The organism is Bacillus sp. JJ783, assembly GCF_036963225.1.
Classification (GTDB): domain Bacteria; phylum Bacillota; class Bacilli; order Bacillales; family Bacillaceae_G; genus Bacillus_A; species Bacillus_A cereus_U.
This window is the reverse complement of record NZ_JBALMG010000057.1, coordinates 1-1,696: the sequence shown is the minus strand read 5'-3', so window position 1 is coordinate 1,696 and position 1,696 is coordinate 1. Positions and strand designations below refer to the sequence as shown.

Genomic DNA, 1,696 nt, shown 5'->3' with positions numbered 1-1,696 from the left:
GTCCTGTTGGTCCTGTTGGACCTGTCGGTCCTGTTGGACCCGTTGGACCCGTTGGACCAATTTCAGGTGGAGGTAAAGGGGGACCAAAACATTCGCACGGAATATGAAATTTCTTTTTAAATTTACTCATTTTCACACCATCCTTATCATTCATCCACTTACACTTTATAGTTTATGAATTAGCTAACACGCAAGTGTAAGGAAAAAGCCTTTAAAAATAAAAATAAGCATATGCCCTTATGCCACAGATATAAACCTATTCCATTAATTTCTAGTTATATCGTCATAAGTTATGCAAGAACAGGGTATGTATCAATGCCCGGGTTAATTAGTTTTTCATGTTTTGTTACATATGGTGGATTTGTATGGATTAGTCTATTGAAATGATGCAATGGAAATATATGAATATTATAAAAATTGAAAGGAAGAAGTATATATGAAACATATAGAAAACGGTACTCGCACTGAAGGAGAATACATAAAAAATAAAGTAATTCAATATAACATGTCCACCTTAACAGATGAAGTAAAGCAACCAATGGAACAAGTAAGTTTCGTAGTGAAAGATGAGGAAGGGAAAATCTTTGGTGGTGTAACAGGAATGATGTATTTTTATCACCTTCATATCGATTTTTTATGGGTAGATGAATCAGTTCGTCATGGTGGATATGGAAGCCAATTATTACATAAAATCGAAGAAATCGCGAAAGAAAAAGGATGTAGACTAATATTACTAGATTCATTTAGTTTCCAAGCACCAGATTTTTATAAAAAACATGGTTATCGAGAGTTTGGGGTTGTTGAAGATCATCCTAAAGGTCATAGTCAGCATTTTTTAGAAAAAAGACTTTAATATAATTATATTATGTTTACTAGGAGAACGAAAAATGTACACTTATAAATTTCACCACGAACAGTCTATCTCTGCACAACAAATAAAAATGCTTTACGATTCTGTAGGTTGGTGGCCAGAAAGAAAAGTAATTGATATTGAAAAAATGTTAAAGAATAGTATAGCAATTGGAGTATGGGAAGAAAACGAATTAATTGGATTTGCTAGAGTTGTTACTGAAGGTGTTTTTCGGGCGTATATTGAAGATGTTGTCGTACATGAAAGTGTAAGAAATAAAGGTATTGGTGAGAAGATGCTAACAATGTTACTGAAAGAGATATCTCATATTGATATTGTTAGTCTATTTTGCGGAGAGAAACTAATAAAGTTTTATGGTGAACAGCAGTTTCAAGCGACGAAGCAAATTGTAATGCATCGTAATCAAATAGTGAAAGAATAAGAGGTGCCAATTAGAATGAATGCAACAAGAGCGTATTGTTTATCGAAAAGAAAAGCGACAGCAGATTCTCCAGATGGCTGGAGTGCAACATGTATGAGGATCAATAATAAAATATTTGCGATAGTGAATCATGAAGAAGGTGAAAAAGCTGCGATTACATTAAAATGTGATCCAGAACTTGCCTTGCGAATAAGAGAAGATTATCCGGAAACAATTATTCCTGGATATCATATGAATAAAAAACATTGGAATACAGTTTATATACATAAGGGGGTAGAACAAGAACAAATTAATAAAATGATTGATTGGTCGTATGATTTAGTACTACAATCATTTTCAAAGAAAAAGCAGCAAGAGTTAATGGATTAAATACAAAGTGAAGTCGACTATAAATAGCTAGTAAA

At 33.0% G+C, this 1,696-nt stretch carries 3 protein-coding genes; all 3 read left to right on the top strand.

Annotated features, from left to right (window positions below; genetic code table 11):
- The first annotated feature begins 436 nt into the window (after positions 1-436).
- Genes V7038_RS13130 through V7038_RS13120 form a run of 3 tightly spaced genes read left to right on the top strand, consistent with a single transcriptional unit; the run spans position 437 to position 1,661 of the window.
- Positions 437-853: a GNAT family N-acetyltransferase gene (locus tag V7038_RS13130; RefSeq protein WP_070128445.1), complete on the top strand. Its 417-nt coding sequence runs from the start codon at positions 437-439 to the stop codon at positions 851-853.
- A 34-nt stretch (positions 854-887) separates the two neighbouring features.
- Positions 888-1,292 carry a GNAT family N-acetyltransferase gene (locus V7038_RS13125; RefSeq protein WP_070146580.1) on the top strand — a complete coding sequence of 135 codons (405 nt, stop codon included), beginning with the start codon at positions 888-890 and terminating at the stop codon, positions 1,290-1,292.
- Positions 1,293-1,307: 15 nt separating this feature from the next.
- A complete protein-coding gene (locus V7038_RS13120) occupies positions 1,308-1,661 on the top strand; it encodes an MmcQ/YjbR family DNA-binding protein (RefSeq protein WP_070146579.1) in 354 nt (117 codons plus the stop codon).
- Positions 1,662-1,696 lie beyond the last annotated feature (35 nt).